Below are 26,360 nucleotides of genomic sequence, written 5' to 3' on the forward strand. Positions count from 1 at the left end.
TGGTTTTATTTAGTGAAATATTATGGGATTAAAAACGATGACCTCCGAAGACACGATGCATTAGATGATAGTAAATTAATATCGAGAATATTTTTAACTCACTGTACTGATGGTCGTTGCGCTAACCGGATACGATCGCACAATAATCTAGAATATGAGGTTCAGCAAGAATGATCGGTGGTCTCACGCCAGGTTATTCTTGTAATATGAAGGAAAATCCTGTGCTACATGTGAGGTGCGCCATGATCAAGAAAGTTGTTTTAGCCGGAGGGACCGGCTTCATCGGACAATATCTATCTGACCAGTTCCGTAGACTCGGATATCAGGTAGTCGTGATTTCGCGGCAGCTGCAGCACGTGTCCTGGCTAGAGTCGGCAGCAATCGTTGAGGCACTGGAGGACGCGGAGCTTCTTGTAAACCTAGCCGGCAAGTCGGTAAACTGCCGGTACAACGTGCGAAATCGGAAAGAGATCCTAAAGTCCCGAATCGAGACGACGGAGATCCTAGGGCGTTGTGTGTTGTCGTGTAATAATCCGCCCCCTTTGTGGATTAATTCCAGCACCGCAACCATCTACCGCCATGCTGAAGACTACCCGATGACGGAAACCGGTGGCGAGCTCGGCTCGGGCTTCTCAGTGGATGTCGCAACCGCATGGGAGCGCGCCTTCTTTACCTTCGAGCTGCCACGAACCCGTCAGGTTGCTCTGCGCATCGCTATCGTGCTAGGTGAGCATGGCGGCGTGATGATCCCTTATAAGAATCTTGTTAAGTTGGGATTAGGCGGTGTCCAAGGCAGCGGGCGGCAGAAGTTCAGTTGGATTCACGTTGAGGATCTGTATAGGATTATTCGCTTCCTTCAAGAGCGGCTGGATATTTCCGGCGTTATCAACTGTTCGGCGCCCCACCCGGTGACAAACCGCGAGCTGATGCAGTTATTGCGTACTTCCTTAGGCCGGAAAATCGGACTACCCGCCGCCCGGTGGATGCTCGAGGTCGGTGCTCTTTTCTTGTGTACTGAGACGGAGCTCATCCTGAAGAGCCGTTGGGTTATTCCCGAGCGACTATTGAAGGAAGGCTATGATTTTCGATATAAGAGATTGGAACAAGCTCTTGAGGCTATTGTGAATAGGGAATACCGAAGGTAAGAGAAAATTTGTTGATCAAATATTAGAAAAAGCAAAGCAGTCCTGAGTTTTTAAACGACAGGTAACGATAGCATTCCTGTAGTTCTAGTTAAGGGTCAATTGAGGAAAATGCAGAAGCGGGCGGAAACGAAGAATCACTCTACATTCGATTCACTCGATCGCCGCTGCACTGGACGTTTTAAATATTCAGTTCCCGCTACAGTTAAGTGCGGCGTAAATTTCGGTAGAGGCCGGCCTAGGCATGATCCTCAATTGGAAGCCGTCTATAATCTGAAAAACATCCTGACAAAAAGGCGTGAAAAAAGGACTGTCCAGCGGCAGAACGCCCCAAACAGTCTTGCTTGCGTGTGTTAAACCTCTTTACCTTAAATCAAGCTCCTCGCGAGCGATGTCCTTCGATTTTCCGGCCAAAATACACCTTGTTCCCAAGCGATTACAAAGGACTCGTATCTTCTTGTCTCCGGAAAATCATGCAGCTTGCCGAAATACCGCTCTATCCCAAGGATTTGGGAATCATGCGCATGCAGCGCTTCCGCTTTTACGTCCCACATCGGTTTAGTATCGACAGAAAAGGTAATCTTATGACCCGCATTCTTAACTGGTTCGGACATGGTGTAGTACAGCTGTTTCACGGATGGACACTGTCCGCCGCTAACAGCCTTCGTAGTGATCCGGGATATCGCCATATGATCGGGGTGGAAGTTTCCGCCATCAGGAGGAAAAGTAAAGACGACCGATTGTCTTCTGCGATTGATGAATGCCACGACTCCCTGCAAGAATGCCTGCTCGTCGCTCTCAGCCAGCTTTCCGTCGGGAAAACCCAGGAATTCTACGGCATCCAGTTTCAGGACGTTTGCCGCGCGTCCCATTTCCTTCTCCCTCAGATGACCCAAATCTATCTTTGACAAATGGGCATAAGCGCGTTCTTGCCGCCGGCATCTCCTCTCGTTGCGAGCAAAAGCGCAGGCTGATCGCCGGATTCGGCAAGCTGGCGAATGAGACAGGCGCTCAGAATTTATGCTGACTATTGACTGTATTGCTGCCTTTTGGTCAGAAATGGCTGTCGGCAATCCCATGGTATAAAGTCCGTCGAATTTCCGAGGAATTATTATATTTTTTCACCCCCCTTATATCTATGGGCAAGCCCGAATTTATAATTGGAGAGGAAAAATTTAGAAAGAGAGGAGCCGGGATGAGAAAATTTTTGATTGCAGCCGCCGCGATGATCGCCCTTGCTTCATTGCCGTGCACGGGAATCGGCGCAGCGACGGCGGATTTTAAAGACGTGCCGGTTACAAGCCCCTATTTCGATTATATTCACGACTTAAAGACGCTTGGCGTAGTGGACGGAATCGCCGAAGGGATTTACGGACCGAAACAGACGTTGACCCGCGCCCAGTTTGCCAAATTCGTCTCCATCGCTTTTCAGCTGAAGGACCAAGGAGGACCGGCGCCCTTCCCGGATATCCGGGTTCATTGGGCAGCCGCCTATATACGCGCCGCCTATCAGGCGGGCATCGTTAACGGCACTTCCGATACGACTTTTTCACCGAATAAGCCGGTCAAACGCGAAGAAGCCTCGGTAATGATATGGCGGTATGCCAAAAAACAGGGTCTCGCTCCGGGCGGCGCGCTGAATTTCAGCGATAAGCCGGATACCTGGGCGGCGGAAGGAATCAGCGGCATTATTGCTCACGGCTGGTACGGTCCTGACGTTACCCAAGATTCCGGCGTGTGGTCGTACCGGCCGCAGGACGCGATGACCCGTGAGGAAGCAGTCCGCCTTAATCAACCTGTCGATGAAAGAGGTTCCCGGCAGCCTGTTATCGCCGCCGGGACCGTCAGTAGGACTTTACGATCCGCTCGACAGCTTCAAACTGATGACGAGCCGTGCGAATATGTACATCATTACGGATAAACCCGCTTACTTCGGCGGCGATGCGAAACGGATGGCGCGAACGTCGACGGCGCCGGGAAGCATCGTTTACCATACGAAATACGATATCGCTTCTGTGCTCTTTTACAGCTACTTTTTTACCGAAATTAATCTGGAAAAGAGCAAGATGTTCGCCTCGGCGAACGGAAAAACGTATCAGGAAATACCGGTCAAAACCTATCCGGTCGGCAATCCTTCGGGCGATTGGCAGCAATACGCCTATGAAGCTTCTTCGCTGCCGGCAGGGATGCGCTATATGAAAATCGAGCTGCGCGGAGCCGCCAAATCCTGGTCGCCGCAGCTTTCCAGGGTATCGATCAATCGAAGCACCGCTTCCGTCGACGTCAAGTCGACCCGAAACGCCGAATCGCTTCAGGTCGATCTGTCATCGGCGACCCAAGGGGCCCGAATCTATTACCGCAAGGACAACGCCCCTGCTTTTCAGCTCTACAGCGGGCCGTTCCAGCTTACGGGGTACAGCGTGTTCGAAACCTATGCCGTCAAGGATGGAAAGGATCCAAGTCCAATCCGTAAGTATACGCTGAACGCAAGCAATAAAATTCAAGTGGACAGGTTCGGTCAAATGATATCGGCTAATTTTCCCGGGAAGGTGACAACCGAGCAGCAGCTGAAAGCGGATGCTGAGGCAGACGCCTCCTATTACGCCGGTTTAACACCTCCTTCGGGCCGGGACCGTTTCGGTGGTCTGGCAGGCAGTGCGGCAAAATACGGATTGCAAAAAAAGGGCTTTTTCTCCATTCAGCAGATGGGCAGACGCAAAGTGATGACAACACCGGAAGGCAATCTCTTCTTCAGTTTAGGTGTGAACGGACTTACGGCCAATGAAACCTATACGATGGTTAAGGGGCGGGAGGAGCTGTTCGAATCGATTCCATCTATTCAAGAGGAATATAAACCGGCTTATAGCGGGACCGATAATTTTTCGTTCTATTTGGCGAACAAATACCGGAAAACAGGGGTAGTTCCAACCGAGCATGCGATCTATTCGGAAGCGGCCGGGCGAATCAAAAAATGGGGATTTAACAGTGCGGGGGGCTTTTCACCTGACAAATACGGCAATGAGAATAACTTGCCTTATGTGCGGATGCTTCCGCTAAGCAGCATGAGCTGGGCTAAGATAGACGGGATTTCGTTATTCGATATTTTTGCGCCGGATGCGGCAGCCAAGATCGATAAGGCGTTTGCTAATGCAGTCAAGCCGCGCAAGGACGATCCGATGCTGATCGGTTATTTCATCGACAACGAATACGATTACCATAAGTTTTATTCCCATGTCCCGAAGCTGAAGGCAAGCGAAGCGGCGATTAAAGGACGTTTGGTTAAAAGGCTGAAGGATAAATATCAAGAAATAGACAAATTCAACAGCCATTGGCAGACAAGATTTAAATCCTTTGAAGAATTGAAGGAAGCGGAGCTGCCGATCAATACATCGTCGGCTTGGAGCGATATGGATGCATTTTTCAGATATTATCTGGATACGTTCTTTGAAACGGTTTCGCGTCTCTACCACAAATATGACCAGAATCATCTTCTTCTCGGAGACCGCTGGTTAACGACGCCTTACCTGAATGAGAAGTTTCGGAGCGTTATGGCCCAGGTGGAAGGGAAATACGTGGATGTCATCAGTATCAATCATTACGGTTATGCGCTAAATACCGGGCTTTTGGAAGATGTGTACACGAAATCGGGCGGCAAACCGATTCTGATCAGCGAATTCGGTTTCGGTACTACTGAACAAGGATTGGATCCGCTCCTTCAAAATTCGGCCGTGAATCAGTTCCAGAGGGGAATGCGTTACCGGAATTATGTTGAGGCGGCGGCCGATCTGGACTACATTGTGGGCGCTCATGTATTCAATTATGTGGACCAAGCAGGTCTGGGAAGATATTGGCAGGGAGTTTGGGGAGAACGTTATAACTCAGGCCTTGTGAATGTCGCCGACCGTCCTTATAAGGAATACCTGAAAGGGATCATGGCGACCAACTACGATATCTATAAGGTGTTGCTAGGGGAACGGCCGAAGTTCTATTACAATTTCAGCCAAAAATAAAACGTGAGACGTTAGAAAGACCGCCAGGTGGCGGTCTTTCTGCGTCTTTAATCTATGGTACTGCTATGAGGGACATGAATGACCTCATGGTGGGGGAATTTGCCTGTATTAGAAGCAGGAATTTACATGTTAAATTAGGATCATTATAGGGTTAATCATACAATCATTAATTCAACTTAACAGGGGGAAGATGCTCGTGTCTTGGCTTATCTTTTTTGCGATTATAATCATTGTTTTACTGTATATTATCATGCACTATCTTCATGAAATCTCAACACACTTAAAGAAGATTGCTGATAAGAAAGATAAGTAAGAGTGTAATAAGTATTTAGAGCAAATATAATCAAAAAACATTCCGGCTTTAGAATTACGAAAGTTTCCGAACCTCAACCGACGCAAGAAATGTTAGACAAGTATCCCGACATGCGGGACGAAACCCGTCGCCCTATCTTCCTCATGATCGCAGCGGTCAAAAATTAGAATTAGAACTTATTTCGGATAGTAGGAAAATCCGGGATATTTGACGACAGGCCATTTTTCCTTTCGTAGAGCGTTAAGCAGTTCCGGCCCTACCTGCAAATTGTCTTGAACGAGCTGGCGGGGCGAAAGGGCCATCCATTGATTTAATGAGATATCGACAAATCGGTCACTCTTGAACATTTCCAGAAACCATAACGATTGGCTGCCGGTGTTCTGAATATAGTGTCCCATTGCAAAAGGGACGTAACCGACATCGCCGGCTCGATAATCGAATGTGCGAGCATTGCCGTTGCCGGCGAATACTGTCATTCGAGCCTGCCCGGTTAAATAATACTGCCATTCGTCATTATTGGGATGCCAGTGAAGCTCTCTCATCGCTCCGGGCTCGACCTCGACCAGCGCTGCCGCAATCTTTTTGGAAATAGGAAAGTTGGAGGAATCAGCGATTCGCACACTTCCGCCGGGCAGCTTGATCGGAGGTTGAGCTAAGAGTCTATGTGTAAAGCTCAGAGGAACCGTGCCGTAAGGGGACTGAACCTTCTGACTTTCCAGCGAACCGGGAACGGTATCTTGAAAAATATAAACCTGACCGGATGGAATGGAGTCAAAAGCGCTCACCGGTACGCCGAAGTTGGCAGACAGCACATCCTTGGGCGTATGCGCAAACCAGTCCGAAATGGATAACGTGTTAAGATCCGAGAAGCTGCCGTCATCGAAGACGAGCAGAAATTCGCAGCCTTCTTCCAGCCCTTGAATGGAATGGGGGAGTCCCGCAGGAAAGTACCATAGATCGCCTTCGCCGACATCAGCGATAAAATTGCGCCCCGCTTGATCTACTGAAGTAATTCGCGCCCGGCCAAGCAGCATGTAAGCCCATTCGGCTTGCTGATGCCAGTGAAGCTCACGAACGCCCCCGGGGGTCAAACGCATATTGACGCCTGAAAGCGTCGTAGCTATAGGAAGGTCTCGGACGGTGATCTCCCTGGACCAACCACCGTGATTTAACTGCATATGCGTATCGGAGAACGAAAACTTTAAATTAGGAAGCAAGCCTGAGTCTGTTGAAGGGGGGACGAGCATGTCGGGATTCTCTTTATCCCGCATAATATCGCGGGGACCGAGATCCGTCGCTCCAGCGCCATCGCTGCGGATAGGCTGCGGCACACGGTCGTCGTTCAGCCCGTGCCGAGGCGGGTTTTCCATGAAACAGCCTCCTCTCTATTTAAGTGAAAAATAGCTCACCAATAGCCAGTTTATGATGCTGTCTAACCCCTTATGTGTTTGGAATATAGTAGGGCAAAACTATAACTGGAAATTTTAACCTTACTGTGTTATTGTAATTTTGTAATAAAAATTACACAAAGCAAAGAGGAACATGATGTCTAAGAAAAAACAAAGCGTGGTCATTTCGATTCGATTAGATGATGCGGCATTGAAAGCGGTTGATCTGCTTGTTTCATCCGGTCTTGAAACGAATCGTTCAAGGGCTGTCTCCCATTTCGTAAATGCCGGTATTCTGTCGTCGGAGCAGTTGCTGAAGAAAGCCCAAGTTATTGCGGATGATGTTCATCAGCTGCGGAATGAAATGGTTGAAGCAGTCAAAATAAACAATATAGAAAAGGTGATGGAGCTCATCCATACAGATGCTGACCTTGTGAATGCAAGTAACAGCAAGGGGGAGACCGCAGTTTTAATGGCTGCTTATTACCGTTCCAATGAGATAAAGGAGCTGCTCCTAAGCAACGGCGCCGAGTTGAATATTTATGAAGCAGCTGCTGTTGGAAATACAGCTAGAGTGAAGGAACTGCTGGAGCTTTCTCCTGAATGGCGGGCTGCCTGGAGCGCAGATGGGTTTACTCCTTTAGGGCTAGCTGCTCACTTCGGCAACGAAGAAACGGTAAAGCTTCTGCTTGCTTATGGCGCCGATATTAACGCTAGAAGCAAAGACGGTAATTTGAATAATATGGCCATTCACGCTGCGATTGCCGGAAACTTTGAGCACATTGTAAAAATGTTAATCGATCATGGGGCAGACGTGAACGCAAGGTGTGAGGGAGCTTGGCGGGAAGGCTTTAATGCTCTCCATGTGGCTGCATTTTTCGGCCGGGAATCGATTATTAAACTATTGCTTCAGCACTCTGCCGACAAAACAGCTAAAACGTTTAGCGGAGAGACTCCGTACGACTTGGCGATCACGAGGGGACACCCGGAGTCAGCTGCTCTTTTAAAATAAAAATGAACGTTCAAAGGAGAATGACTAGTGGAAAACAAACAAGCATTGTCGCCTGAAATGGTTCAGCAGTTTGTAGGTAATGCGCATGGTGACTTGGAACGGGTAAAAGAGCTTCTTGAGCAAGAACCTGCCCTGTTAAACGCAGCATGGGATTGGGGCGGAGGAGATTGGGAAACGGATCTCGGAGCAGCAGCCCATACGGGGAGAAAAGAAATAGCGGCATTCCTCTTAGCGCGAGGCGCCCGAATTGATTTATTTGCCGCGGCGATGTTAGGTAAAATTGACATCGTAAAAGCGATCCTTACAGACAATCCTGAGCTGAAATCAGCTCTAGGTCCGCATGGCATTCCTCTTATTAATCACGCAGAAGCTGGAGGTGCGGATGCACTTCCGGTAGTAGAGCTGCTTAAGCAGATGTAAGCGGCCCTCACTCTTTGGACAGGCACCAATGTACTCTAACAGCTAGGGAATAAACGTTACTTAATGCGTTTAAGCATATTCTACCATCGGGCTGAGTGTATGTTGGACATTTCCAGTAACTTTCTGCTTTTAGTCTAACTCGCGAGCGCTATATTGGATTTATCCAATAAAAATGGACGAGTCTTACTCCACTACCTTTAAAAACGCCCATTTCAAGAGAAGCTACTGTATAGAATCCAATATAGCTAACGCTACTAACAAAAGAGAGCCGCTATCCTGTAGGTTATCCAATTTAGCGCGTCCCGAGCGCCCCGAGCATCTTTTTTGCGTCGGCCGGTTTGATGGAAGCCGGGAATGAGCTTTGTTCATTCCCGGCTTTTTTGCATTCAAAAAACGAAGGGTGGAACATGCTTATGACAGCCTATGAAAAACCGAACATTGGCATTCAGGACGTGCAGCAGCTGCTTAAGAACCTATATGAAAATCAGGTGGAGGACGTAACGGTAGTTAGCGGCGGCAATTTGAGCAGCGTATTTTTCTTCAAGCATAACGGAAAAGCATTTGTTATCCGGTTCAGCGATTTAAGCGGGGCATATGAAAGAGATCAGTTTGTGTCTCATCTGCTGTCTTCTCAGGGCGTACCCTTTCCAAGAAGCTTCGGCAAAGGTAAATACGGCAACCTTACTTACTCCATCTCGGAGCGTCTGGAGGGTAACATGTTGGCTGATTTACCAGATGAGCAAAGAAGCCATTTGCTGCCCGATCTAGTCAAGGTTATTTCGAAAATGAACCACATAAACGTCAGCTCGACAGCTGGTTTCGGATGGTTAGACGCGAGCGGCAATGGAACATACGACACATGGGAGCAGTACATCGTTTCCTTTTATCAAGAGGATCATACGGGCAGCTTTTGGGAAAATTGGACGGAACTCTTTCATACTACTTTTCTGGAGAAGGACGTGTTTGACGAATGTTATGCCCGGTTAATGGCTTTTTCTAAATTCAATGGGCCGCACCGCCATTTTGTCCATAACGATTGCCACGCTTGGAACCTTTTGTCTGATGGACGCAAGATTACCGGCATCATTGACGCAAACTGTGTGTATGGCGACTTTCTAATTGATATCTCAATTGCGGAAAGTGCTATAACTGGTCACGACGTCGTTCAAGCATTCCGCGACTATCAGGAACAAATGGGCATCGCTATTCCTAACTTTGATGAAAGACTGCTCGGCGCCCGCTACTATAAAGGATTAGACGGTATGCGCTTTTACGCGAAGATGGGCAGGAGAGATGACTATGACTACTTACGCAACTATTTATTGAACCTTGCTCATTAATTATTTTAATTGATAAAAAACAGCACGTTTTTCCACTTCTGATTTGGTAAGATGATGCTAGCAACCGAATCTCTTTTGGATAGAGGTGAATATGGACGCGAATAACGCTTTGCAGCAAGCTATCGACTTATAACACCTGGCACCAAAAAGATGAAGCGCGGGATCAAATGGTATAAGCCAGCGGTAGTACCTAAAGCGGTTAAAACTTTATTTGGAGGAATCGAAATGCGTGAGCTGAATCAAGAGAAACCGGAAGTTGTCAAAAGCCCCATTAAGAACAAAGTCGGCAGCTACTTTGTTCCCGTCAGGGATATCGAAAAATCTCGCGATTGGTACTGCCGATTGCTAGGACTGAAGGCTGATTGCGAAATCATGAACGGTCATCTCTGCCCGCTGCCAATGGAAGGTACAGGTATTATTTTGGATACGATGCCCGGGTGGGGAGGAAAAGAACCTGAAGGCGCCCCCAATATAAAAACGCCGGCGTTTATGCTGCTTACAAGCGACCTGCAGGCATCTTATGAATTTGTAAAAGAAAATAACGTAACCCTTGTTACCGGCATCGAGCACGATCACTGGTTCGTTATCAAGGATCCCGATGAAAATCTATTGATGGTTTGCAGGGAATAACGAAATAGTTTAAAAGTAAAAAGGCCGGGAACTCCAACGCTGATGGAGACCCGGCCTTTAAAATGTAATCAAAAGCCGCATAGTCTATAAGGGATTAAATCTACATATTTTAGAAAAACGAATTCAGATCCGATAGGACCCGGGAAGAAAGAAGGTATGATATTGCTGCCGACTATACAAAGAGTACCAATTGTTAAACCTGGCACCTTTTCATTTATTGCCGCGGCTGATCGTTTGCGGTCCGTCTACGACGGCTACAATGAACAACTCCTCTCACATCCTATCGCAGTCGATTTTGATTTTATCGGCGAATCGATTACGCAGTATTGGGATTTACAGGTCTATTTCCGATCAGCCGGCAAATTTATAATCAATCGTGGGATTTCCGGAGACGTTACGTATACGATGTTAAGGCGGTTTCCGGCAGACGTCATTCAGTTAAAGCCTAAGTATGTTCATATTTTAGGGGGGACAAACAATACATGGAGGCTGGATGCCGTTGAAATGAACCAGAGAAGAACCCCCGAGCAAATCTATAATGAGATTTTAAGAGATATGACGATGATGGTACAGCTGTCCAAGCAGAACGGCATTATGCCGATCGTCGGTTCGAGTCTCCCTTCGGGCAGAAATATTCCATGCTTCCACTTTGAACCCATCATTTATTGCCCCAATTGCAGTACCGATATCCGTAACGAATTACTTGCCGCAAATAACAATGCGCTCAAAAGGATGGCTGAACACGAAAAAGCAATCTATATCGATTACCATACCTATTTAGTGGGCCCTGACGGAAAAACATTGCGGCCCGAATTGGCGGATGATTCCCTGCACCCTAATGTACTTGGCTATAACATCATGGCTGAGGTATTGAGAAACAGTTTGTCTGCATATGGGATTGTTATTTAATTGGTATTGGACACGATTGCCGCATGGTCGAATAGGACAAAAAATGGGGTATAATGGAATTAAGCAGATCCAGATAGATTAGGTTACGGAGGTATTGGTTGTGGAATGGAACTATTATGATACGTTCATTACGGTTGCACCGGATTGCCCTGCAGAGAGAGGGATGGTCCCGCCGGATAAGAAAAGCGGAAAAACAAAGCCTGGCATTGAATATGAGTTAGTGGCCAACTCCCCGTACGTCTATACGCAGGAACAATTATTATACGAAACGCATATCCGCCACAAAGAGATTTCGCCAGAGGTACTGGCCGAACGGGGCACTCAGCTTCGGGACGAGTTTTTCCAGAAGCCAACGGCTTGCTTACGCGCGTCCATGCTCCCGAAAAAATACGGCTGGGGCATTCATTTCAACGCCGAGGGAAAAATGGCGCTCGTTCCGATGGAGTCTCCCGACTACCAGCGTTTCGTGGAAGACGGCAATGGCAGCTTGAAGGTGCTTGCGGCTATGCGGAACAGTAAGAAGTAGAAGGCATTTCGCATTTTAAAAATGCGATTGTATCTGCCAATGGCTGGATCCGGCGAAATATTTACAAGTCGGGCAAACACTAACTATTTCTGTTAATCATACCGTGCAAAGTGGAGATACTCTCTGGAAAATTGCTCAAAAATATGGCATAACTGTGGATGCCATTGTAAAAGCTAATAAGCTTGATCTAAATAAATACCTTGTAATTGGCCAAAAGCTGACGATTCCGCGCTAAGGTAATTCATCAAACAAAAACTTATTTAAAAGTACCCGTCTTTATTTAAAAAGTTTATTTAACGTTATTACCATCATAGTTGAAAATAAACGTGTCAAACACATTAATCGTGTTTGACATTTTTATTGTTCAACCAATGCGCAAACGTTGTCATATAAGCATTATTGAACTAATATACTTGTCGAAAGAGGAGGAAACAGAGAAAAGGAATTGACATCGCTTTATTTTGAGTATTAATATGAACGTAAGCAAACGCTTTCATCTCTATTTTTGTGCATATGAAGCTGCAGGGAAGATGGTGAAGGATCCGTTTGCATTTATTATGCTACTTATGCAAACGATTGCACAAGACTATGAACTTATATTTTAAGCAAAAGGAGGTGCAGCTACAGCGTAATTGAGTTTCAGTCGAAGGTGAATTCTTTTATCGGTTTGAACGAAATTGAACGATAAATTGGGGAGGTTCATTCGGATGGGTTTTGCTTTGAAACGAAAGAGGACGCTATCTATGTGGCTAATAATAGCCTTGGTTTGGTCGACTGTTGCCGGCTTTCCGGTACCATCAAGCGCTGCTGCGCCAAGCAAGGTAGTGCTGGTTGGGGACCTGCAATCGGAACTCGGTCACAGCAGTGATTGGGATCCGGCCGCTGCGGCAACCGAGATGACCAGCCTAGGCAATGGATATTACAGCTTTACGGGCAACCTGCCTAAGGGCACTTATGAGTTTAAAGTAGCTCTGGACGGCGCTTGGAACGAAAGCTACGGCTTCAGCAGCTACACGAACCCTAATGGGGCTCAAAACAGCGGTAATATACAATTGACATTAAGCGAAGATGCAGCGGTAACTTTTTATTATAACGACGATACTCATAAAATCGCTGATTCTACTTATTACACGCCCATAGCGGCGGATAAGCTCCCTAGAGCCGTTGGTAGCTTTCAAAGCGAAATAGGGGACTCGGGCGACTGGGATCCGTCTGGAGCCAGCGCCATTATGGGCGATGCCGATTTTGATCAGGTGTATACGGTCACCAAGGACGTACCCCAAGGCACCTATGAATATAAGATTGTTCTGGGTACGGCATGGACCGATCCGGCGTATCCCGGCGACAACAAAACGTTAAGCCTTTCGCAAGCTCTTCCGGTCACTTTTAAATACAATGCCGGAAACCATGATGTTTCTGCCGACTTTACGGTGCCGGCCGATCCGGATACGGACGCGGATCCGGTGCCAGATCAGCATCTTCGCATACACTACAAGCGGGCAGACGGGAATTATACGAATCTGGGAGTATGGCTGTGGGACAATGTTGCGGCGCCTTCTGCCAATTGGCCGGCGGGCGCAACGGCTTTCCCATCCGGAAAGACGGACAGTTATGGCGCTTATGTCGACGTTCCGCTTATGGATAATGCCAAAAAAGTCGGCTTCCTAATCGTAAATAGAGTCGACGGTTCTAAGGACGGCGGAGACAAAGCGGTCGCAATAAGCACGCCGGAATTGAAAGAGATATGGGTTCAGGAAGGATCGGATGAACTATTTTACTATGAGCCTGTAGATCTTCCCGAAAATACGGTCCGCATCCATTATGTCAGAGACGACGGGAATCAGAGCGCATACGGCCTTTGGTTATGGGATCAGGTTGCGACGCCATCCTCCAATTGGCCAGCGGGCGCTGCCGCTTTCACCGCAGATAAAGTGGACCGTTACGGTGCTTACATCGATGTTCCGCTTTTGCCAAACGCGACAAAAATGAGTTTCCTGGTCGTCAATCGAAGCTTAGGCGATGCAGATAAAGACGGAGGGGATAAAACGTTCAATCTCCTGGATAGATATAATCACCTTTGGATTAGACAAGGGGACAACACGGTGTATGTTTCTCCTTATTGGGAGGTGCCGACCGGTCTTGTATCCGCTGAAATACTGTCCGAAAGCAAGCTGCTTCTCGGATTTACGATGACTGAGGGTCTGGCAGCGGATGAATTAAAGACAGCGATCACGATAAAAGACAAAAACGGCGGTGTCGTTGGCATTGATCAAGTTATCCTAAAAGAGGACAAAAAGACAGTTGAAATTACGGCTTCTTTTCATTTGGACAATGCGCCGCTTAGCGTCACCTACTCGGGTAAAACGGTTTCGGCCGTGGCGGGCTGGAGAATGCTGGATGAATTATATTATTACGAAGGGAACGATCTTGGAGCGACCTATAGCTCAGGCAGCGTAACACTGAAGCTATGGGCGCCGAAAGCAAGCTCGGTCGTTGCGAATGTCTACGATAAGAACGACTCTACTCAGCTTGTCGGCAGCATAGCTCTAGAGAAAGGCGAGAAAGGTGTTTGGTCGGCGCACCTTACGCCAGGCGATCCGGGTGTTCTAGGCGTTACCGATTTTAAAGGCTATTTCTATCAATATGAAGTAACGAATGACGGAGTCGCCAAAAAGGTGCTCGATCCTTATGCGAAGTCGATGGCGCCATTCAGAGTCAATACAAAAGGTGAAGCCGGACCTGACGGAGACACGGTGGGAAAAGCGGCAATCGTTGATCTGGACGAAACAGATCCTTCCGCGGATTATGATTTTGCAGAAATTAAAGGCTATGAGCAAAGGGAGGATGCGATCATTTGGGAAGCGCATATAAGGGATTTTACATCCGATCCTTCCATTGAAAACGATTTGAATAATGAGAGATGGGGCTCTTATAACGCATTCAAAGAAAAGCTGGACTATATAAAATCGCTTGGCGTTACCCATGTGCAATTGCTTCCTGTCATGGCTTGGTACTATGGCGATGAGTCAAATATGAACGAGAGAGAGCTTGCGTATTCAGCCAAAGACAATGAATATAACTGGGGCTACGATCCGCACGGCTATTTCTCCCCGGATGGCGCATACTCGGAGAATGCTGCAGATCCTGAACTCAGAGTGAAAGAATTAAAGGGATTAATCGATGCGATACATGATGCCGGTATGGGTGTCATTCTGGATGTGGTGTACACCCATATGGCCAAAGCGGACTTCCTGAACGATATCGTGCCTAACTATTACGCGTTCCAAGATGCGAACGGCAACAACATCGGCGGCTTTGGAAACAACCTGGCGACCAGTCATAAAATGGCGGAAAAGCTAATGATTGATTCCGTTAAATATTGGTTCGACGAATATAAAATCGACGGTATGCGCTGGGATATGATGGGTGATGCCACGTATGATTCCGTACAAAAAGCATACGATGCAGCGGAGCAAATCAATCCGGACGCTTTGTTCATCGGCGAAGGCTGGAGAACGTTCGGCGGGGCCGCGTCGGATCCTTCGTTAGCCGGCAAAGGCGCGGACCAAGACTGGATGAATAAGACGGATAGCGTCGGCGTCTTCTCCGATGAAATTCGAAATGAATTGAAATCGGGATTCGGTTCCGAAGGGGAGCCCAGATTTATTACAGGCGGAGCCAGAAGTATTAATACGATATTCAATAATATCAAAGCGCAGCCGGATAACACGCCTGACGATGATCCGGGCGACATGGTGCAATATATCGAAGCCCACGACAATCTGCCTTTGTATGATGTAATTGCCCAATCGATTAAGAAGAACCCGGCTATACCGGCCAATGATCTGGAAATTCACAAAAGGATCAGACTCGGAAATATGCTTATTTTAACGTCCCAAGGAACGGCGTTCCTGCATGCGGGGCAAGAATACGGCCGAACGAAGCAATGGTTAGCTGACGGAACACCGGAGCATAAGTATCATGAGCTTAAGGATGAAGAGGGAAATCCGTTCGGTTATTTTATCCATGATTCCTATGACTCCTCTGATGCAATCAACAAGTTTGATTGGCAGAAAGCGACCGATGCGGAGCTGTATCCGGTCAATAACGTGACGAAAGAATACACGGCAGGCCTGATAGCGCTTAGAAAACATACGGATACGTTTAGACTCGGCGACAAGGATTTAGTTGATTCCAATGTTACACTTATTCCTGCTCCGGAAATGAAGGCAAGCGATTTAGTCATCGGGTATAAAAATAAAGCAACGGATGGAACCGGCCATTATTATGTGTTTATGAATGCTGACATCGATGAAAGAACGCTTACGCTTTCTGAGGATTTAACGTCCGGCACCGTGCTGGCGGACAACGATGAGGCGGGAACCGAGGCTGTAGCAAGCCCATCTGGCTTTGAGCTGACGGCAAGCTCGATCACTCTTGCCCCTTTAACGGCCGTCATTATTAAAATGGAAGCAGCGGCTCCGACCCTCGCAGCGATTGAACTCGACAGCGCCAGCTACTCGCTGCAGACAGGAACTTCACGCCAAACGGCGGTTTATGCAAAATACAGCGACGGAAGCAAGAAAAAGGTAACTGACGCAGCTTCTTACTCGTCCGATAAGCCGGAGGTTGCAGCTGTAACAACGGATGGCATGGTAAGGGCAGTCGGTGCAGGAAATGCAATCATTACGGTTACGTATCAAGGAGTTACCGCGAGCATTGCCGTATCCGTTACGACGGATTCAGTCAAACGATATGTCCAATTGAATTACATTCGTCCGGACCAAAACTATACGGATTGGAATCTTTGGGTATGGAACACGGGAGTGAGAAACGATCAAATCCTTTTTGACAAGATTGAAAACGGAGTGGCTACGGTCATGATTGAAATCGCTCAGGATACGACAAGCGTCGGCTTCGTGCTTCGCAAAGGGACGGATTGGAATACCGCGAAGCAGGATATCCCGGACGACCGCGTCATTCCGGTTGCAGCAGGGGCAGCTTTTACAAAAGTAAATGTCACCAGCATGGTCAGTCAGCTTGATATTCTACCGACCATTGGCGGACCTATTCTGCAGAACGGCGACATTACGTTCCTGTATCGGGACGATGCGTTGTTTAAGAGCGGACAATCGAGCCAAATATCAGGCGTGAAAGTGAAAGTAAATGGCACCGAGTACAACATGGTTTATGACGCGGCTAAAGAATGGTTTGCCTATACCCTTGCCGACTTAGAGGGCGGAACGTATGCGTACACCTTCCTCGTAACGAAGGATGGATCCACGGCTGAAATAACAGATCCACAAAATACGGCAGACGGCAAATCGGTCGTCACATATAAGAAGCCGGTCGTCACAATGACGGCATCCGTCAATCCGGCTTCGATATCGTATAACGAAAATGCGGTATTGAGCATTCAGGCTGCCGCATCGGAAGAGGTTTCGTTTACAGATGGCTTTATGGACCTTTCGGTGTTAGGCGGACCGGCTAAAGTTTATTTTGATACCGACTTGATGGCACAAACGATTTCCGTGAAGGATACGGTTACTGCCGGTACCAAAAATATACCTATTACGCTGGTGGACGAATTTGGCAATAAGCATATGCATACCGGCAAGGTAACGGTGAAGGCGAGAACGTTTGCGGGCAGCCTTGACTTTGATTGGGATGAGGCCCGTATCTATTTCGCGCTTACGGATCGTTTCGCAGATGGAGAAGCCGCGAATAATGCGGATGTTGATAAGGAGCATCTTGAAGCTTATCATGGCGGCGACTTCAGAGGCATGATCGATAAGCTGGATTACTTGAAGGAGCTTGGCATCAATACCTTGTGGATTACCCCGATCGTCGACAATATCGATTTTAACAAAGGCGCCGATTTTAACAGCAAGCAATATGGGTACCACGGATATTGGGCGAAGGACTTTACGAAGCTCGACGAGCATCTCGGCGATATGGGAACGTTCAAGGAGCTTATCGATAAAGCCCATGATAAAGGCATTAAAATTATGGTTGATGTCGTGCTTAACCATACAGGCTACGGGCTAAAGCCTGCTGACAGCAGGCCTGGCATTACGGCGGAGGATAAAGAGAGATTCGCCAATATGCTTAGAACGAACGGCGTTCAAGCCGGCACAAATCCGGTTGAAGGCGAGCTGGACGGACTTCCGGATTTGAAAACGGAAGACCCTGCCGTGCGCGGGAAGATCATTGAATGGCAGGCTGCCTGGTTGGATAGAGCCAGAACGGAACGCGGAGATACGATCGATTATTTCCGTGTCGATACGGTGAAGCACGTTGATAGCACAACGTGGAAGGCATTCAAAAATGCTTTAACTGCGATCGATCCGGGCTTCAAAATGATCGGCGAACAATTCGGCGCTACGGTAGACGGCGACGGCGGTATGCTTCGCAGCGGTCAAATGGACAGTCTTCTCGATTTTGGCTTTAAGGGCAAAGCGAGGGACTTCGTGAACGGAAGCATTGATGCGGTCGACGCCTACTTGGCAGACCGTGAGACGAAGTTGGATAACACGAGCACCATGGGCCAATTCCTGAGCAGCCATGACGAGAACGGCTTCCTGACCCATTATGTGGACGGGGATAAGGGCAAGCTGAAAATCGCAGCCGCGCTTCAGATTACGGCAAAAGGCCAGCCTGTTATTTACTACGGCGAGGAGCTCGGCCGCTCGGGAGCGAACGCAAGTGATATGAGCGCCGGAAAGTTCAGTGAAAACCGGGGCGATATGCCATGGGATCAGTTGACGGCGGAACAGGCGCTTCATGATCATTACAAGAAGCTGCTGAACATTCGTGCGAAGTTTTCTAAGGAATATTCCAAGGGGACCAGAACGAAGCTCGCCGGTTCCGATGCGCTTGGGTTCCTGGCCTTCAACAAGCAATATGGAAACGTAAATGTGGTGACCGTTATTAACACTGCAGCGGAAAGCAAATCAGTTACGATTTCTGTTCCGTTCAAAGCTGGTACGCAAGCGAAAGATGAGTATAGCGGTACGGTTTATACCGTAACGGCTAATCGGCAGCTAATGCTTCAAGTGCCGGGAAGAGATGAAGGCGGTACCGTTATTGTTAGCGGCGTTTCGGCCTCCGTGGCGAATCCGGCTGCGCCTGCGACAGAGTCTGGTTCCCAGCTTATCGACGAAAATAGCTTAAAAAACGGCAAGGACGGTAAAGTGGAAGTGCAAATGCTAACAGGAAGTGTGCTTCTGCCTCTTAAAGCAGCTGCTGCACTTGGAAGCAATGATTTGGAGCTGAAAGCAGCCGGCCTATCGATTACATTGCCAAATGATGTGCTTGCTTTGGTTCAAAAGCTTGTATCCGGCAGCGAAGCGGACGGCTCCCGTATTTTATTCGAAGCTAAGCCGATTGCCGCTGCTGCTGCCGGCTCTTTGATTAACGGCATGGATACGCCGGATCGAGCGGATTTTAAAGCGGCGTCCGGCATCTATGAATTTAAGCTGAGCGTCATCACAAAAGATGGCAAAGAGGCTTCGGTAACGAAATTTGTAAAGCCGATTATCCTTACGTTCAAGGTAAACGGGGACGCGAATAAAGATCGAATCGGGGTTTATTACTTGAGCAATGACGGCAAGCTGGAGTACATCGGAGGAACGATGAGCGGAGACGTCATGACGGCGGAAGTGTCCCATTTCAGCAAATACGCTGTGCTTGAGCTTGATCAGTCTTTCGAAGATGTGAAAGAAGACCACTGGGCAACGGCTGCAATTAAGTCTTTGGCTGCGAAGCATATCGTAACTGGCATTAGCGCTGCGCAGTTTGCGCCGCAGGCTTATGTAACCCGTGCGGAATTCGCGGCCATGCTGGTCCGTGCGCTTGGCGTGAAGCCGGAAGGAAAAGCAGGCTTCGCCGATATCGCTAACGGCAGATGGTATGCCTCATATGTAGCAGCAGCAAGCAGGCTTGGCATTGTAAAAGGACGCAGCGACACCGCATTCGCTCCGAATGATCCGATCAGCCGCGAGGAGATGGCCGTCATGATTATTCGCGCGTATGAAGTGAAGAAGGGGATCACGGTTCAAGCGGCGGCACAGGAATTAACGTTTGCAGACCGCAATCAAATTAGCAAATGGGCGGAAGAGTCTGTGAATACTGCTGCAGAGCTCGGTCTGGTTCAAGGAAGACCGGACGGCAGCTTTGCGCCGAAAGGTAAAATGACCCGTGCCGAAAGCGCACAGGTCATCTATAATTTGCTGGGCAAATAAAATAGAAGAACGTCCTTTAACCGCTCGGCGGCTATATGGACGTTCTTTCTTGTTTTGCCTATTCCTTCCCGTGACGGATAAACAGCCAAACGCCGAACAAAATCAATACGCCTGCCGCCAACTGGTAGCCCGTCAATGCTTCCTTGAGAAGCGCCCAAGCGAGCAGCGATGCTATAACAGGCTCACCGAGCACGTACATAGACACGGCTGTCGCGCTCATATGCTTCAGCAGCCAATTGAACAGATAATGACCGAATAACGTCGGGACAATCGCCAGCAGTAAGAAAATGCCCCATTCGTTCCAGCTGTATCCGGTAAAAGAATTTCCGCGAACGACATTGTAGAGGGCGAGCGAAGTAGCGGCAATAGCGAAGACCCAGAAGTTATAAGCAAATACGCCCGTATCCTTCCGGAGCTGTTTGCCGATCAGCATATGAGCAGCTATGGCTACTGCACCCAGCAGCGAAAGAATATCCCCAAACAGCGCTTCTTCCGAAAGCTTGAAATCACCTGATCCAATAAAGATGGAGCCAGCCAGAGCGATTCCCATTCCCCAAAGCATCATACGATTAGCTTTGGTGCGGAACAGCCAGTAAGATCCCAGCATAACAAGCACAGGCTCCAACGTTAAGATAACGGTCGAGCTGGCGACAGTCGTTAACCGCAGCGATGCCATCCAAAGCAGAAAATGCAAGGCCAGCATTATGCCGGAAGCGGTGAGCAGCCGCCACTGCCGCGCACTGAGCTGAAACAATTCCACCCGGTATTTCCAAACGAACGGCAGCATGAGCAGGTTGGTTAAATATAAGCGGTACATTGCAATAACAGCCACATCAGCGCTGGACCAGCGAACGAATATAGCGGAGAACGATATAGCGATAATGCCTATAATGTAGAGTAGTTCATAGGCTGCGAGCGGTTTATTAGTGCGGCTCATATTGATTGGATCTCCGATACATCATTAGTAGTTACTTCCGCATGTAATACTACTATACGTACCATGAGGCTTGCAATTGGAATATAAGAACGCCCTCTCTGCCAACCGGCAAAAAGGACGTTCTTCGTCTGAAAAAGGATAACACTATAGTGGCATATAACCACCTAAAAAGCTCCGTCTTTACGCAGCTTCTAACGTACCGTTCCTGCCGAAGGATTTCCGGCCTTCTCCATTTCTGCTTCAAAATACTGCTGAAGCTCTACAACCTTCCTGACATCTTCAAACGAAGCATTACCCGCCAAATAACGTTCGGCAAACACTTCCCACTGCGGGACGATTTTCTGGGCTTTCATCGCCCGAATCGCATTTTTGACCATTCTTCGTTCCTTCGCATTGGTAAACATGTCTTTATATTGCTGCTTAAGACCGAAATCCAGCTCGGTGAAAATTTTCCGAAATACTTCAGCCGTCATGAGAGCATCGTCAAGTGCCCGGTGTGCCGTTCCTTCAGCTGTAATTTCGAGATCGAGCAGAGCGGCTTCCACACTGACATCGTTCGTGATGTTTTTGTAGCGCAGAAATCCTTTCAGTAAATCAAAATAATCGGCGCCCATCCATAAGTCGTCATCGAGCTTATGCATCCGTGTGTCTAACACGATTCGCTTTAAATCCTCACCGCCCCATGTGACGAGCATGAACGAATCGCTTCGGTTCAGCCATGCGGTGAAAGCAGCTATTACTTTCGGAAAACGTTCTGCTTGATCGATATCCTCCTGCGGAATGCCGGTCTTCTTCTTTATAAAGCTGTTCAGCTTGGAGAAATAAACCGGTTTGATCAAGGCTGAGAACACATCCTTTTGCTGCAAGGAGGAATCTAAGCGGACTGCTCCGATTTCGATGACCTCCATCGGTAAATCGCTCGCAAACTTGCGGCCGTTGAATTCAATGTCCAAAATTATATAATCCAATATTGTAACCCCCGATTGTTAGCGATAGCTTGTGTTTTCCATTTTATCATAAAAAAGCGGTCAAGCAGGGGAATACAATATTGGAAAAGGAAAAGCCTCCATCCCTGCCGTTAAGGCGGGCTGGAGGCTTTAAGTTTCTACCGCTTCGTACGGCGGGTATTAAGCCATAATGGAATGCGGAACAATAAATTGATGAGCAGCACGACGAATACGAGTACGGCTGCCGCTTTCTGGGCAATCTCTTGGGCATCGCCGACAATGGCCTCGGATTGCACGTACCATAAATGAACGGCTAGCGTAGCGCCAGGGGAGAACAGACTGAAATCCCACATTTCACCTGAAGTCGTCACGCCGGCAGTCAAAATAATGACGGCACTCTCGCCAAATGCCCGTCCGGCAACAAGACAGATGCCCGTTATGATGCCGTTCAGCGAAGCAGGAATAAGTGCGCGTGAAATGGTCTGCAGGTGAGTGGCGCCAAGCGCGAAGGAAGCGCTCTTCAGCTCCTTTGGAACGGCCCGGATCGACTCCTCCGTAACCCTTGTCAATACAGGCAGGTTGAGAAACGCAAGGCTGATGCCGCCGCCGAGAATGGTCAGACCGATCTGGAAATATTCAACGAACAGCGCGATACCGAATAAGCCGAAAATAATGGATGGTACGGAAGCGAGTCCTTCTACGCAAATACGTACGAAACCGATCAGCTTATTGTCAGGCGCGAATTCGGCCAAATAAATGCCCGCGGCCATCCCGAGCGGAATCGCGATTACTAATGAAATGAACAAAATGTAGAATGAGTTCAGCAGGGTCGGACCAATACCGCCGCCTTCTTCGATCTCGCTGGGCAGGCCGAACAGAAAGTCCCACGTCAGCTTAGGAAGACCGTCCTGAAGGATAAGATAGAGAAGACCAAATATGAATGCGATGATAATAATGCCGAGCGTCCATACAACGGAAGTGAAAAGACGGTCTTTTAGCCGGTTTAAACTTTTCTTGCCGCTGAACGGATTCGCGAAGGGGTTCGTGGTAACGGCTTGCTTCATGCTTGCATCCCCTTTCTCTGAAGCCAGCGAATGGCAACGATCATAACCAATGAAATAACGAGAAGCAGGAAGCCCATCAAATAAAGGGCATAGTTCCAAGTGGAATCAAAAGGAACGTTCGAAATTTGCATAACGATGTTGCTCGTCAGTACGGATGTCGGTTTGAAAAGGCTGTCAGCCAGCTGCGGCGTATTACCGATAACCATAACGACGGCCATGGTCTCGCCGACTGCACGGGCCATACCGAGAATGACGGCGTACATGATACCGCCCTTTGCCGAAGGCAGAAGCACTCTCCATACCGTTTGGAAACGGGTGGCGCCTAATGCGTAGGAGGCATCGCTAAATTTTGCAGGAACCGCACTAATCGCATCGTCGCTTATACGGCTTACCGTAGGCAGAACCATAATCGTCAGCACTAATGCTGCAGCGAGCAGGCCATCGCCCATACCGGTGCCTGTTACATCACGTATCAAAGGAATGAGTACCGTTAATCCGAGGTAGCCATAGACGACGGACGGGATGCCCACAAGCAGATCGAGAACGGGACGGAGCATGTTTTTCAGCCAAACCGGTACGAAAACGGACAGGAAGACGGCAATGATCAGCGAGATAGGTACGCATATAAGAAGCGTTAACGCTGTTAAAGCAAAGGTGCCGAATATGAAAATAAGAGCACCGTATTGTTCATTTTCAGGATTCCATTCCGCAGAGAAGAAGAAGTCCGCGAATGAAATTTGGCTGAAGGTTAAGACGCCTGTACGAAACATGAGAAACAGGATCATAAAGAGAATAAGGCATACAAAGCCGGCGCAGGCTACGCATAAATAACGGAACAGGCGGTTCGTGAAAAACAGGCGGGATCTCCGGTCAAACGGCTTTTTGCTCCCGGCCCGGATAGCGCTGCCGAGCTCGGCAGCGCGTCGCGGCTGCCGCCCGGCGTGAGATGTTTCCAACATGATAATCGGCTCCTCGATAAAGAACGGCCGGCTATGGCGCCTATTCGCGCAAGCCGGCCGCTCTTCCAAACTCATTTTATTTATGTTCAAACAGTAAATGAAGGTTATTTCAATGCGGAGATCGGGATGAATTTCAGCTTTTTCAGCGAACCGTTTTGGAACTTCGTGCTTTGTACATATTTGATGAATTCTTTTGTTGCACCGGTAGGCTGGCCTTTAGTCATGTAGTAGCCGTAGCCCCATACCTTGTACTTGCCGTTAATAACGTTAGCTTCCGTTGGTGCAATGTCATTGATTTTAACGGCGGTCATTTTATCGGTTACGTAGGCAAGGTCCATATAACCAATCGCATTAGGCGTAGTTTCGATCGTGGACTTCATGTCGCCGCTCGTTTTTACTTCTTTGTAGTTATCGCCTTTGGTCATGAAATCTGTACCTTCAAGCGCTTTGTCTTGGAAATTAACGCGTGTACCGGAACCAAAAGTACGGTTAACGACGATAATTTCAGCATCCTTGCCGCCAACTTCCTTCCAGTTTTTAATTTTGCCGGAGAAGATGCCTTGCAAATCTTTTGTTGTAAGGTTAGTTGCGGTAACGTTCTTGTTCACAACCGCTGCGAAAGGAATAATAGCTACCTTGTGCGCGACTTGACCTTCGAATTTTTTGAAGCCGGGAACGTCTTTCGAAGCATCCCAGTCTACAGCGCCGATGTTGGCGATGCCTTTGCGGACAGCTTGCGGTCCTGTAATCGAACCGGCAGCGGATGCGGAAATTTTAACCTTAGGGTGCAACTTTTTGAACTCGCTGGCTGCTTGCAATGTCAACGGAAGAAGGGCGGATGAGCCGTTAATGACGATCTTGCCGCTAAGCTTGCTGGCTGCGGTAACAGTAGGAGTAGAAGCGGGTACTGAGCTGAAGCCGATTACGGCAATAAGTGCAGCGATTGTAAGTTGTTTAAACCATTTCATTCGGTATGACCTCCATTAATTAGTTAGTGATGTTTTTCCACTTGCCATTGACGGAAACAGCTAGCTGTCCGTCCAGAAGCGCTGCGAAATTCGCATTGCCGGACACGATCAATTCAGAAACGCTGTCGGACACGGTTGTAATGAGCTTGCTGGCACCAGTGCTGCTGTCAATCTCGTAGATCGCGTTGGTGCTGTCACCGTCTGCAGTCAAAAGGTAAAGCTTGCTTCCGCCCTGAACGAGCTGGTATACATCCTTGTCAGCGAAGACAGTCGTGCTGGAGCTGCCCGTGTTGTCTACGGAAACCAATTGACCGACGCTTGCATCGTCTGCGCTTACGCTCACGTAGTTCACCTTGGAACCGTCAGCCGCCAGCTCTAGGAATACTTTGTCATTTGCGTCCTTTGTAAGCTGTACCGGTTTGTTTCCAGCAACAGCAGAGTCATAGTAGTAAATTTGCGGCTCAGTGCCGGTCGCATCGATCGCTACGTCATCAAGCTCAACTTCTTTGCTGCTGTCAGCCGTTACCTTAGGCTGCTTCAACACGTAATAAGCAAATTTTGTGCCGTCTGCCGATACTTCCAAGTTCGCTTTGTAATCGACCTTGTCCTCAAGTACTTTGGAGACAGTTCCGTCTGCCAGCTTCAGCTTCGCGATTACGGAGCTTTTGTCGCCTTGCAGGAAGAAGAGGGACGAACCGTCCTGCGACCATTGCAGCTCGTTCTTGATCGAGCTGTCCGTGCTTACTTGCACCGATTTTTTCGTGCTCAAATCAATCGTGTAGACAGCGCCATTCGCATCGGAGTAGGCAACGCTCATGCCATCCGGGGAAACGATAAGGTCAGAGGTATCGGATGAAGTGAGCAGAAGCTCGTATTTGCCGGTTGCAGCGTCAACCAAGTAATCTTCGCGCCCGGTTTCATTCGTATTCGATACAAGCAGCTTCGAGGAGTTGATCCATACCGCATACTCTGCTCCTGCAAGAAGCTCGATTGTTGTGATGGATGCACTTTCCGCATCCGCAGAATAAGTTCCGCCCAAAGCCTTCACAAATGCTGCCGGTTCAATGAACGTCGTGTAGCTTACAACTTTTGCCGGGTGCTGAAGGGAAGCAGCAACGCCGTTAACCGTGATTGTTTTCGAAGCGGCCTTTAGCTTCACTGTGTTTTGACCAAACTTAACGACAACGGTGCCGTCTTTGTTAATATGCAGAGTTGCACCGATAGCGTTAACGATGTCACGAACCGAAGCAAGCGTTACGCCGGCGTTGGTGATTGTCCGAATGGCAACCGGATTCGCATTGACGACAAACGTCTTGCTGCCGATTTGAACAGCCTGCATTGCGGAAGCGGATTGTGCCAATACGGGAGTGACGGCTGTTGCACTAAGAGCTGCTGCGATCATGGAGATAACCATTGCTTTTTTCATTTGCATGGAATAGGGTCACCTTTCTCATATCGAATATTTTTATAAACCGAATGTCCGACGGCCTCTTGTCGGTATGTATGTAGGCTTGATCCCTCCTAGGCAGTGTTTGTTCGGAACGTTTCGTGC

At 48.3% G+C, this 26,360-nt stretch carries 18 protein-coding genes; 10 read left to right on the forward strand and 8 right to left on the reverse strand.

Going from position 1 to position 26,360, the window contains the following annotated elements:
* The first annotated feature begins 242 nt into the window (after window positions 1-242).
* On the forward strand, window positions 243-1,145 hold the full coding sequence (locus DFP97_RS00525) for a TIGR01777 family oxidoreductase (RefSeq protein WP_114378035.1): 903 nt from the start codon (window positions 243-245) through the stop codon (window positions 1,143-1,145).
* A 365-nt stretch (window positions 1,146-1,510) separates the two neighbouring features.
* On the opposite strand, the gene DFP97_RS00530 is transcribed toward DFP97_RS00525, so the two are convergent.
* The gene (locus tag DFP97_RS00530) at window positions 1,511-2,014 is read right to left on the reverse strand and encodes a PIG-L deacetylase family protein (RefSeq protein WP_181873293.1); all 504 of its coding nucleotides are present in this window, start codon (window positions 2,012-2,014) and stop codon (window positions 1,511-1,513) included.
* Window positions 2,015-2,337: 323 nt separating this feature from the next.
* Between DFP97_RS00530 and DFP97_RS00535 the strand changes: the two genes are divergently transcribed.
* Together DFP97_RS00535 and DFP97_RS32420 are read left to right on the forward strand one after the other, a co-directional pair.
* Window positions 2,338-3,063 (forward strand): S-layer homology domain-containing protein, encoded by a 726-nt coding sequence (locus DFP97_RS00535; protein ID WP_181873294.1) that lies wholly within the window; start codon window positions 2,338-2,340, stop codon window positions 3,061-3,063.
* Between the two features lie 1,255 nt (window positions 3,064-4,318).
* The gene (locus tag DFP97_RS32420; RefSeq protein ID WP_245975839.1) at window positions 4,319-5,152 is read left to right on the forward strand and encodes a beta-galactosidase; all 834 of its coding nucleotides are present in this window, start codon (window positions 4,319-4,321) and stop codon (window positions 5,150-5,152) included.
* Window positions 5,153-5,641: 489 nt separating this feature from the next.
* Here the strand turns inward: DFP97_RS32420 and DFP97_RS00550 are convergent, their stop codons facing one another.
* Window positions 5,642-6,835 carry an oxalate decarboxylase family bicupin gene (locus DFP97_RS00550; protein WP_114378039.1) on the reverse strand — a complete coding sequence of 398 codons (1,194 nt, stop codon included), beginning with the start codon at window positions 6,833-6,835 and terminating at the stop codon, window positions 5,642-5,644.
* A 172-nt stretch (window positions 6,836-7,007) separates the two neighbouring features.
* On the opposite strand from DFP97_RS00550, the gene DFP97_RS00555 reads away from it, so the two are divergent.
* The 7 genes from DFP97_RS00555 (at window position 7,008) to DFP97_RS00590 (ending at window position 19,933) form a co-directional block, all read left to right on the forward strand.
* On the forward strand, window positions 7,008-7,865 hold the full coding sequence (locus tag DFP97_RS00555; RefSeq protein WP_114378040.1) for an ankyrin repeat domain-containing protein: 858 nt from the start codon (window positions 7,008-7,010) through the stop codon (window positions 7,863-7,865).
* A gap of 27 nt (window positions 7,866-7,892) precedes the next feature.
* Window positions 7,893-8,285, forward strand: a complete 393-nt coding sequence (locus DFP97_RS00560; RefSeq protein ID WP_114378041.1) for an ankyrin repeat domain-containing protein — start codon at window positions 7,893-7,895, stop codon at window positions 8,283-8,285.
* A 413-nt stretch (window positions 8,286-8,698) separates the two neighbouring features.
* Complete coding sequence (locus tag DFP97_RS00565; RefSeq protein ID WP_181873295.1) at window positions 8,699-9,625, forward strand: phosphotransferase family protein; 927 nt, start codon at window positions 8,699-8,701, stop codon at window positions 9,623-9,625.
* Between the two features lie 225 nt (window positions 9,626-9,850).
* Window positions 9,851-10,255, forward strand: a complete 405-nt coding sequence (locus tag DFP97_RS00570; protein ID WP_114378043.1) for a VOC family protein — start codon at window positions 9,851-9,853, stop codon at window positions 10,253-10,255.
* A gap of 162 nt (window positions 10,256-10,417) precedes the next feature.
* Entirely contained in the window at window positions 10,418-11,164 is a 747-nt protein-coding gene (locus DFP97_RS00575) for a GDSL-type esterase/lipase family protein (protein WP_245975777.1), read from the forward strand.
* Window positions 11,165-11,264: 100 nt separating this feature from the next.
* A complete protein-coding gene (locus DFP97_RS00580; protein WP_114378045.1) occupies window positions 11,265-11,690 on the forward strand; it encodes a DUF6157 family protein in 426 nt (141 codons plus the stop codon).
* Between the two features lie 707 nt (window positions 11,691-12,397).
* Entirely contained in the window at window positions 12,398-19,933 is a 7,536-nt protein-coding gene (locus DFP97_RS00590; RefSeq protein ID WP_114378047.1) for a pullulanase, read from the forward strand.
* A gap of 58 nt (window positions 19,934-19,991) precedes the next feature.
* Here DFP97_RS00590 and DFP97_RS00595 read toward each other — a convergent pair whose 3' ends face one another.
* The 6 genes from DFP97_RS00595 to DFP97_RS00620 all read right to left on the reverse strand — a co-directional run bounded on the left by DFP97_RS00595 (window position 19,992) and on the right by DFP97_RS00620 (window position 26,240).
* On the reverse strand, window positions 19,992-20,870 hold the full coding sequence (locus DFP97_RS00595) for a DMT family transporter (protein ID WP_114378048.1): 879 nt from the start codon (window positions 20,868-20,870) through the stop codon (window positions 19,992-19,994).
* 191 nt (window positions 20,871-21,061) lie between these two features.
* Complete coding sequence (locus tag DFP97_RS00600) at window positions 21,062-21,838, reverse strand: 3'-5' exonuclease (protein ID WP_114378049.1); 777 nt, start codon at window positions 21,836-21,838, stop codon at window positions 21,062-21,064.
* Window positions 21,839-21,975: 137 nt separating this feature from the next.
* Window positions 21,976-22,881: a phosphate ABC transporter permease PstA gene (gene pstA / locus DFP97_RS00605; protein ID WP_114378050.1), complete on the reverse strand. Its 906-nt coding sequence runs from the start codon at window positions 22,879-22,881 to the stop codon at window positions 21,976-21,978.
* Window positions 22,878-23,840, reverse strand: coding sequence for a phosphate ABC transporter permease subunit PstC (gene pstC / locus DFP97_RS00610; RefSeq protein ID WP_114378051.1), 963 nt, complete (start codon window positions 23,838-23,840; stop codon window positions 22,878-22,880). Before pstC ends, pstA begins: the two co-directional genes overlap by 4 nt.
* 104 nt (window positions 23,841-23,944) lie before the next feature.
* Complete coding sequence (locus DFP97_RS00615; RefSeq protein WP_114378052.1) at window positions 23,945-24,808, reverse strand: phosphate ABC transporter substrate-binding protein; 864 nt, start codon at window positions 24,806-24,808, stop codon at window positions 23,945-23,947.
* Between the two features lie 19 nt (window positions 24,809-24,827).
* On the reverse strand, window positions 24,828-26,240 hold the full coding sequence (locus DFP97_RS00620; protein WP_114378053.1) for a stalk domain-containing protein: 1,413 nt from the start codon (window positions 26,238-26,240) through the stop codon (window positions 24,828-24,830).
* Window positions 26,241-26,360: the final 120 nt, after the last annotated feature.

Origin of the sequence: Paenibacillus prosopidis (assembly GCF_003337375.1) — a bacterium.
GTDB classification, from domain to species: Bacteria; Bacillota; Bacilli; order Paenibacillales; family Paenibacillaceae; genus Pristimantibacillus; species Pristimantibacillus prosopidis.

Bases quoted from the DNA above. Each gene is read 5' to 3' on its own strand.
- DFP97_RS00525 (WP_114378035.1), top strand. From the start codon at position 243: ATGATCAAGAAAGTTGTTTTAGCCGGAGGGACCGGCTTCATCGGACAA.
- DFP97_RS00530 (WP_181873293.1), bottom strand. From the start codon at position 2,014: ATGGGACGCGCGGCAAACGTCCTGAAACTGGATGCCGTAGAATTCCTG.
- DFP97_RS00535 (WP_181873294.1), top strand. From the start codon at position 2,338: ATGAGAAAATTTTTGATTGCAGCCGCCGCGATGATCGCCCTTGCTTCA.
- DFP97_RS32420 (WP_245975839.1), top strand. From the start codon at position 4,319: ATGCTGATCGGTTATTTCATCGACAACGAATACGATTACCATAAGTTT.
- DFP97_RS00550 (WP_114378039.1), bottom strand. From the start codon at position 6,835: ATGGAAAACCCGCCTCGGCACGGGCTGAACGACGACCGTGTGCCGCAG.
- DFP97_RS00555 (WP_114378040.1), top strand. From the start codon at position 7,008: ATGATGTCTAAGAAAAAACAAAGCGTGGTCATTTCGATTCGATTAGAT.
- DFP97_RS00565 (WP_181873295.1), top strand. From the start codon at position 8,699: ATGACAGCCTATGAAAAACCGAACATTGGCATTCAGGACGTGCAGCAG.
- DFP97_RS00570 (WP_114378043.1), top strand. From the start codon at position 9,851: ATGCGTGAGCTGAATCAAGAGAAACCGGAAGTTGTCAAAAGCCCCATT.
- DFP97_RS00590 (WP_114378047.1), top strand. From the start codon at position 12,398: ATGGGTTTTGCTTTGAAACGAAAGAGGACGCTATCTATGTGGCTAATA.
- DFP97_RS00595 (WP_114378048.1), bottom strand. From the start codon at position 20,870: ATGAGCCGCACTAATAAACCGCTCGCAGCCTATGAACTACTCTACATT.
- pstA (WP_114378050.1), bottom strand. From the start codon at position 22,881: ATGAAGCAAGCCGTTACCACGAACCCCTTCGCGAATCCGTTCAGCGGC.
- pstC (WP_114378051.1), bottom strand. From the start codon at position 23,840: ATGTTGGAAACATCTCACGCCGGGCGGCAGCCGCGACGCGCTGCCGAG.
- DFP97_RS00615 (WP_114378052.1), bottom strand. From the start codon at position 24,808: ATGAAATGGTTTAAACAACTTACAATCGCTGCACTTATTGCCGTAATC.
- DFP97_RS00620 (WP_114378053.1), bottom strand. From the start codon at position 26,240: ATGCAAATGAAAAAAGCAATGGTTATCTCCATGATCGCAGCAGCTCTT.